This window comes from Microvirga sp. P5_D2 (assembly GCF_054049475.1).
On record NZ_JBFUMH010000186.1, the window covers coordinates 1 to 8,881 of the forward strand.

Consider the following 8,881-nt stretch of genomic DNA (forward strand, 5'->3'; position numbering starts at 1 on the left):
TACCTAAGGAATGCAATCCTTGCATTCCTCCAACGGGCTCGCGCTGCAGCACCGGTTTCTCCCTTGTGATTATCACAATTTGTATCACCCGTCGTAGGTATAGATTGGGTGTTGATCGGTTCCGCATATTTATGCTGGGATGAGAGCCTTAATAGAAAATTAGCCAACGAAGCATGCTCGAGTCTTAAAAGCACTTCTTCCAAAACACGCGGCGAGGAAACAAATGCACATTGAGAAGCGGATTTTGGTGACAGGTGGAACTGGTTTTTTGGGGTCGCATATATGTGAAACCTTGCTGAAGCTCGGCTGCCATGTCATATGCTTGGACAATTTTTACACGGGAACCAGGCATAACGTCGACCATCTGATCGGTCATAGACGCTTCGAATTGTTGCGGCACGACATAACACAGCCATTGTTTATCGAAGTCGATGAAATCTATAATATGGCCTGTCCAGCCTCGCCGATTCATTACCAACGCGATCCCGTTCAAACAACAAAGACGAGCGTGCTTGGCGCAATCAATATGCTTGGCCTCTCAAAACGGCTGAAGTGCAAAGTCCTGCAAGCATCAACCAGTGAGATTTATGGTGATCCCGAGGTGCATCCGCAACCTGAACACTACTGGGGCCACGTTAATCCAATCGGTCCGCGAGCCTGCTACGACGAAGGCAAACGCTGTGCTGAGACGCTCTTCTTCGACTATCACCGCCAGCACGGGCTCCCGATCAAAGTTGCTCGCATCTTCAACACCTACGGGCCAAGAACGCATCTGAATGATGGCCGTGTTGTCTCAAGTTTCATTGTCCAAGCGCTGATGAACCAAGACATCACCGTGTTCGGTGAAGGGAGCCAAACACGCTCGTTCTGTTACGTCGATGACCTTGTTGCCGGCCTAATCGGGTTGATGGCAAGCTCCCGCGATGTGGTCGGACCAATCAATCTCGGGAACCCGAGTGAATTCACGATTTTGGAGCTTGCCCGGAAGGTGATTGATCTAACCGGATCGAAATCGAAGATTGTACATCGCCCTCTGCCTCAGGATGATCCTAGGCAGCGCCGTCCTGACATCAGCAAAGCCCATGAAGTGCTTGGGTGGGCGCCGGTTGTCGATCTTAATGAGGGATTGCAGCGCACAATTCCGTACTTCGAAAAGCTGCTGAGAGAGCCGGTCGTTCGCCGTACCGCAGAGCGATTCCAAGCGAATGAACTGGCCTATGCCAGTTAGGCCAGAACCCACACAGATCGCCGATCGACTACGCTCAACAAGATGCCGCCAGACAGGACCCCAAGTATCGATGGCATATCTTTCCGGCAGCGCATGCGTCATGGCCATGACGCATGCGCTGCCCCGACGGCGGGTGCCGGCAATCAGGCCGCTGCGGCGAAGGCCAAGTGGCATACCAGCCAAAGGACCAGTGCAGCCAGAATCCAGCTGATGGTCGCCAAGAATAGGAGAACCCACCCCTCACGCCGGACGCGGGAGCGCCACCGGCAAATTCCGGCACGTTCAGGCATGCCGAACTGGCTCATCAATACACGCCTTGCGAGGTTTGGTGTCTTTCCCGTCATGGTAACTGTATCGCACAATGATTTCAATTTGAGAAGTCTCGAGACAAGCGCGCGGAACGGCTTAGGTTACGAATCCTTTGCAGGGGAGTGGCGCTAGTGCACAAGCTGACTTGGCTTCCTGTGAAGAGACAAGAACTTATGTCCTCATCACCAAAGCTCATGCATAGTTCGCTTGATCGGCATGACCTATCCGGCAAGAAAATAATCCAACTTGGTTCGACATCAGGTATAACGCCAAAGCCTTATCTCTTCAGTCCTGCTAAGCGCATTTTCGATTTTACTCTATCGTTGATTTTGTTACTCTTTTTTCTGCCTCTTCTTCTGAATGTAGCATTGGTGATCAAGCTGACGAGCCGGGGTCCCGTCCTTTTTACTCAATGGCGCTACAGTGCAGGACTTCGGCCGTTCAAAATCGTTAAGTTCCGTTCGATGTACGTGGCCGACACAGATGGACCAGTACGGCAAGCAACTCAACACGACCGGCGAGTAACACCGGTCGGCCGGTTCATCAGAAAAACAAGTATTGATGAATTGCCTCAGCTTCTAAACGTTTTGCGTGGCGACATGTCCCTAGTGGGCCCACGTCCTCACCCAATTTCTCTCGACGATCACTTCATTCCCCATGTTGCTAATTATCTCTGCCGCTACATGGTCCGGCCAGGCATTACAGGGCATGCTCAAGTCAACGGAGCGCGTGGCGAGACGCCCACAATCGCATCAATGGCAAAGCGCGTCGAACACGACCTGGAATATATCCGCACCGGAAGTTTTCTGACGGATCTGCGAATACTATGTCAGACGGTCCGTGAAGTATTTTTCTCAGTATCGGCCTACTAAACCGAAAAAGGCGCGAGGATTGATATGGCTACCTCATCACTTACGACCGTAAATGCAAAGTCGGAGGGTGCCTTGGCACTTGGATCTAACAATACTTATAGTGCCTCCGTTTCTGCTACGCAGGGATTGCGTGCTGGAGGCTTCATTTTTTGCGCTGGGCAGCTTCCGGTCGATCCAGGCAGCGGAACGATCCCGGACGGCATCCGAGCCCAGACGGTTCAATCTCTTGAAAATCTTGCTGCTGTGCTCGCAGCCAGCGGGGCAAGCCTTTCGTCAGTGGTGAAGACAACTATATTTCTCGATGATCTAAACGACCTCGCGGTTGTCAACCATGTGTACAACTCCTTCTTCCCCACCAATCCTCCCGCACGAACAACAGTTGAGGTCGCTCGTCTCCGAAAGGACGCACTCGTTGAGATTGATGCGATTGCGCTTGTCGGCGAAGGCGACGGGGAGGGCGGCAATGATTGTTCGGCCAAGCGATAACCGTGGTCGCCTAACGTCTCACGGCCTAGAGGCCAGCCTCGCTCAATGTGCAATGCGGCGTGAGACCGGGCTTGATATGTCACCGGGCCTGGTAGTGCCGCACGGCTTCTACCTGAAGACGGGCGTGGCTACAGAAGATCTTCGTCAGCCGCCTCGAGAGAGCCCCAACGATACAGTCCCACTCGGGCACGTCGTAAGTTTTGGATTGGTTCAATGCTGAGTATAGGTTCCGTCAAACTCGGAAACCGCCAGGACGAGAGAGATGCGGCGGTTGACTTGCGCATCGCTTTTCTCGTTTTGCGCCGGCGGCGACGGATCATCTCAATCACTCTTTTAGCATGCCTCGCATTAGGAGCCGTGATATATCTCATCACGCCGCCTCTTTACACAGCTTCATCACGCCTTCTGCTGGATCGGCAACCAAGCAATTTCTTCCAACAGGGCAGTGTCCCGGGGCAAGCAGCACCCGATCCAGTCGAGATCCAAAACCAAATCGAGGTGATTAAGTCGGACAAAATTGCCCTTGCAGTGATTGATAAGTTGCAGCTGAGATCACAGCTGATCAGAGGAAGGACACTCCTGGAAGCGATAAATCTTTCGCCATTCAGAGGGTCGATGAACCCAACCGAGGCTGGAAAGGCGCACGACGAAATCCGGAAGACGCGTCGAGATCTTAGAGAGAGGCTCTCAACAGCGCGGGTTCCAAACAGCAATGTCGTCGAAATTTCCTTCACATCGACTGACGCGGGACTGTCCGCAGCAGTTACAAATGAAATTGTCGATGCATTCATCCGGAGCCAATTGGCTTTACGTCAGGAAGCTGCTCCTCGCGCGCAGGAGATGCTTCGCGAGCGCGTCGTCCTCACGACGGCTCTGCCCCCTTCTAGGCCAGACGAACCACGGGGCACGTTGATTCTCGGCGGTGCGATTCTGGCCGGGATTATCATCAGCGGCATCGGCGCATTCCTCCGTGAGTACGCGGACCGGACCGTGCGGACGCCCGAACAAATAGAGGCAGCGACCGACGTCAACTGCATCGGCTTGCTGCCCGATCTTCGTCCGAGAAATTGCACATCGGACGTGCCATTCGCAAGTGATACGCTTGACAAGCAGGTTTCCCGACATAAGGCCCTACCACGGATGCCAGTCGGGTATGGGCAACGGGCAGGAACCGCCAGAGGGAATCCAAATTCGGCGTTCATAAAAGCGCTGCAAAACATCAAAACCACGACCGAGCTCCGTTTCGGGAGAGATCGTGTATGTATCGTCGGGATCACGTCGACCTTGTCTGGCGAGGGCAAGAGCACTACGGCTGCAAACTTCGCATCGTTGCTGGCACGAACTGGCGAGCCAACTCTTCTCGTGGATTGCGACTTCCAAAAGGCCCAACTCACGAAATGGTTTGCGCCTGACGCGAAGAAGGGCGTCGAGGACATTGTTGGGCGAAGCACTTCATGGCGCGATCTGATCCGGCGCGACTGCAACTCATTGCTACATTTTGCGCCTGCCAACTTGGAAGCATCGCCTTGGGACACGAGTTCCGTCCTCACCTCGACAGAGATGATGGAATTCCTGCGCGAAGCACGTGAGTTCTATCGCTTTATAGTGCTCGATCTACCCCCGCTCGCCCCGTCCATTGACGTGCGAGCGGCGGCTCACTTGGCCGACGCCTTCCTCTTGGTCGTGGAATGGGGGAAGACATCACCATCGCTGGTCCGGAGAGCCCTTAGTCTCGCTGATCCTGTGCGTGGTAAGCTGTTAGGAACGGTTCTGAACAAGGTCGATCTCGCACGATTAAGGGACTGGGATTCGGATGCCATTCTCGTTGGCGGCGGAGGCACGGCGAAGACATGATAAACGGAACCTTTTTGTGCGTCGTCAAGCCCACTTCGGCCCGATGCCGCGTAACATCTCGAACGCATGCTCGTGGCAAAGAGAACAAGTGGACGAGCAGGGGCTTCAGTCGAGCTCATTCGTCGAATTACGAGAGTCCAATGCAACCAGGCCTTGTCGCGCAACACGCGAAGAGACGACCAACCAAAACTGTTGGTGAAACGTCTCCAGCTGGCGAGCGAGGAGTAAATGCTTGCGGGGTCGCCTCATGAGTCTCGAAATGCTTTTCTCCAAGCGTATGACGATGGCATTTCGTTGCTTTGTGGCGCTTGCAGCAATGCTTGCCTTCCCGACATATGCCAACGCACTTGCTCGCGTCGGAGTGACCGAAGGAGACAAGCTACGCATTACAGTCTTTGGACAAAGTGATTTGTCCGGAGAAGTCATCGTAAGCGCTGAAAGAAGTATCACCTTACCGCTACTCGGCCCGATCAATGTCGACCAGAGGTCTACCCGAGAGGTTGAAGCGAGCTTGGTGGGCGGCTTCTCTGAGGCGTTAGGACGGCCGGTATCCGTGCGCGTCGAACTCCTGGAGCGACAACCGATCTACGTCGTCGGTGCGGTCAATACACCCGGTCAATATATGTATCGACCGGGTATTGCAGTCTTGCACGCGGTTGCCATGGCGGGCGGGTTGGAATCGCCTCTGAAGAACGGTCCGTACCTGTTTATCGAGGCCGCACGAGAGCAAACACGTGTCTCGACTCAGCTCGAAAGCTTGAAGCTGAGCTTGGCACAGTATTCGCGGCTAAACGCAGAACGTGATCAGCTGGAACGGGCAACCCTCTCATCGCGGCTGCTTGGGATCGCCGGACAGGAAGAAGGAACTGCGCTGATGGTCAAGGAGAACCAGATCCTGAACGATGAGAGGCAGAAGCTAGCACAACAGGTCGCAAGGCATAAGGAGGCTGCCGAGTTAGCGAGAGAGGAAGTTGCCGCATATGACGGGCAACTGTCGCAGATCAAGATCAAGGGGACAATCGCCAAAGCCGAACTGGACAATATCAGAGGGCTCAGGGAGCAAGGCCTAACGACGCGTGTGCGGACATTCGAGTTGGAGAAATTGGTTCCGGAGCTCAATGCCGAGGAGCGCGCGGTCCTTGCCTCGATTGCACGCGCAAAGCAAGCCGTAGCGACTGCTGAACGCTCCGCGGAAGAGGTTCCGCTCAAGCGTAGCCTAGAAGTCAAAGAGAAGTTAGCAAATCTCACAATGGAGATAGCGAGGAAAGAGCTGGAGATCCGAGGTTCTTCGCAGCTATCGCAAATCGCCAGTTCGGGAGCGTCACTTGGCAGGGCCACTGCCCAAGCACGGTATGAAGTTGTTCGACAAGGCGCGGAGGGCCTCGTCACCATCGCAGCAGATGAACTGACTGCGGTCCTCCCCGGTGACGTCGTTCGGGTCAAGCTAACGTCGGAAGTCGCTTTCCAGGCCGCGCCGGCGAGGCGCCTGGATTAGTCGCCGAAGCTTATTGTCATTCTGCATACAGCCAACTCTGTCTCGCTGTCGAACTTGGTGATCATTAATGGCGGGCAGCGTTTGGATTGCCTCGATCAGGTATGGCGGGAGCTACGTCGCAGAGAGAGATCAATGATGAATGATGCTGACGGCAATCCGGAGTACGTGGATGATATGCAAGGGCGCACGATACCGAAAGGCTACGTATTTCGTCTCCGGGGAAGGGAGTGTTTCATCCTTGGAAGACACGGATTTAGATCGTCTAGAGGATTAGATATTGAAGCACCGAAACATGAGAGCATCTGAGCATGCACACGGCGATGCCGGTTTGCGTCGCCGTCTTATTCTTGGGGTCGGTGCTCAAGGCTTTACCTTCGCAGCCGTGACGGCTCAACAGCTCTGTCTCGTACCTCTCTTCCTTGGGCAGTGGAGTGGCGGACTGTACGAGGATTGGCTAATTCTGCTCGCAGCCGCTGACGTTCTTAGATTGATCGATTTGGGGCTGAATTATCATACTGCCAACATTCTGCGGATGGCCTGGGCTCGTGCAGACCTGCGGCTCTTCGGCCGAACCTTGAAGGTTGGCATCGGTCTTTATGCCATCCTCCTCAGTATAGCGGCATGTCTGCTTCTGGCGTTTATTAGCATTGCCGACCTTCCAGCAATGCTAGGCGCGACGTACGTCGCGCCACAGTCAAGCAGTCTCACGTTGATACTTCTTGCATTGACGACCCTCGTCATGTTGCCTCGAAATTTTATTATAGCGATCTATGCCGCTCGTGGCGACTTTGCCCGGGGGGAAATGGTCAATGCGTTGTATATCCTGATCCAGACTGTCGCAACCGGGGTTGCTCTCAGCATTTCAGCGAGCCCGTTTCATATAGCTGTCATTTACCTAGCAACTGCGTTGCTAGTAGGCATGGCGGCTATCGTGCTTGACCAATCCCGGCGCTATCCTGACATCGATTTCGGCGTGGCTGTCCCATCGCGGGGTGAAGCGTTGGATCTTTTCGATAAAGCGCGCCATTATTCGGTGCCAACGTTGTCCGAAATCGTTCTGGTTCGCGCCCCGATCCTTTTACTTGCGGTTTTAGCACCAGTCGCAAGCGCCGTCGTTATTTTTACTATCACGCGCACTCTTACAAGTGTGATCCGCCAGATAGCCCAACAGATTTCCCGTGTGAGTGGAATCGAGATGTCGCGGCAATATGCTCAAGAAGATCTGGAGGGACGGAAAAATCTTTATGAGGGCACGGGGTGGATGATCGGCGGTCTTGTCGGATTATTCAGTGGACTGAGCATTGCGGTAAGCGAACCATTCGTGGGGTTCTGGACGCGAGGCAAAGTTCCATTTGATTCCTGGGTGTTCGGTGCATTTCTTGTGGTTGTCTTTCTCACCGCACCCGCGCATGCAAGCGCTGCTGCATTGCAGTATTCCAATCGGCCACGGCCGCTCGCGCATGCCGCAGTCGTTCAAGTCGTCGCAAGCCTAGTTCTTTGCATAGTTCTAGTGCCCGTTGTGGGCGCACTCGGGGCGGCGATTGCTTTGGGGGTCGCAGAGTACGCAACATTCGGTCTCTACGTTCCAGTCTTGGCGAGTCGAGAGTTAAAGGTGTCGGTATTTCGGTTTCTTGCGCGAGCTTATGGAATTGGAATTCTGATGGGCGCTCTCAGTTACCTCACAACAATGGCTATAGCGAGATTCGCACCTATGAGAGGCCCAATCGATCTTGGCCTCCTATGCGGGACATCACTTCTGGTGATGTCTGCCCCGGCGCTGTTCTTGCTTTGCAGCAACAGCCAGCGACGCTGGATTGGCCAGGGACTGCGGGCAAGTTTTCAGATTGCGTCTGGGCTCATAAGACGGAAACAGTCAGGTCTCAGCGATGGGTGAATTTACGAAGCTAAGACATGACGGCAACATTCATGGAACCAGTGAGAATATCTGGTGCTTGACCGCGTTCGTTGCGTGGATCGGAATGCTCAGCGTCTCCTTTTTCTTCTACACAGCTGATGATCCATTTTTACCAAAGACACGGTCACAAAATGTGTTTTATCTTCAAACGGGCGCACTGGCATTATTCATGTGCGTGTCATTCGCTGCTGCGCGGTACCGTGCAGGTTCAATATCTTTCATCAAACTAAGCCGCTTCGGTCCCCAGAGTTTGATTTCGTGGTTTTTTATATACCTGTTGCTCACAGGCCTGTTCTCCAAGACCCCGCTAACCCCGGTCAGCTATTCGGTCCTGACCTGGGCCGCATTGTTCATGGGTGCTCTCGCTTGGCCACAGAATTCGCGTGCGGTCCGGATATCGTTCAGCCTTGCAACCGCTGTTCTGCTTCTCATTCTTGTGGGACTCTTTGCTGTTTTTGGTTACGACGGGGGGCGGATTGTTGGAGGAAATCAGCCCAATGCGATCGGCCAGTTGGCATTTGTGGCCATTGTCTGCGCGTCGCTGGGGCATAAGGCGATGCGTGTGTTTGGCGTCATCGTCGGCGTCGTAGTCATCTATCTTGTCAACAGTAGAAGTTCGGCGGTAGCGCTGGGTATCTTTTGGCTGTCGTTCTTTCTAACGCCCCCTTATGGGAAGTTTGCACCGCATTTTCCAATTCGGTTCGTCGGGGTCTTATGCATGG

The 8,881-nt window shown here is 54.0% G+C and carries 7 protein-coding genes; all 7 read left to right on the forward strand.

Going from position 1 to position 8,881, the window contains the following annotated elements:
• Positions 1-223: 223 nt before the first annotated feature.
• On the forward strand, positions 224-1,228 hold the full coding sequence (locus ACXJKO_RS26995) for a UDP-glucuronic acid decarboxylase family protein (protein WP_457094132.1): 1,005 nt from the start codon (positions 224-226) through the stop codon (positions 1,226-1,228).
• Between the two features lie 440 nt (positions 1,229-1,668).
• A complete protein-coding gene (locus ACXJKO_RS27000; RefSeq protein ID WP_457094133.1) occupies positions 1,669-2,409 on the forward strand; it encodes a sugar transferase in 741 nt (246 codons plus the stop codon).
• 72 nt (positions 2,410-2,481) lie between these two features.
• A complete protein-coding gene (locus ACXJKO_RS27005; RefSeq protein WP_457094134.1) occupies positions 2,482-2,895 on the forward strand; it encodes a RidA family protein in 414 nt (137 codons plus the stop codon).
• Positions 2,896-3,108: 213 nt separating this feature from the next.
• Complete coding sequence (locus ACXJKO_RS27010) at positions 3,109-4,749, forward strand: AAA family ATPase (RefSeq protein WP_457094135.1); 1,641 nt, start codon at positions 3,109-3,111, stop codon at positions 4,747-4,749.
• Positions 4,750-5,008: 259 nt separating this feature from the next.
• Entirely contained in the window at positions 5,009-6,244 is a 1,236-nt protein-coding gene (locus ACXJKO_RS27015; RefSeq protein WP_457094136.1) for a polysaccharide biosynthesis/export family protein, read from the forward strand.
• Between the two features lie 292 nt (positions 6,245-6,536).
• Positions 6,537-8,138: a lipopolysaccharide biosynthesis protein gene (locus tag ACXJKO_RS27020; protein WP_457094137.1), complete on the forward strand. Its 1,602-nt coding sequence runs from the start codon at positions 6,537-6,539 to the stop codon at positions 8,136-8,138.
• Positions 8,131-8,881 (forward strand): hypothetical protein (locus ACXJKO_RS27025; protein WP_457094138.1); only part of this gene is annotated, 751 nt, incomplete at its 3' end. The genes ACXJKO_RS27020 and ACXJKO_RS27025, both read left to right, overlap by 8 nt.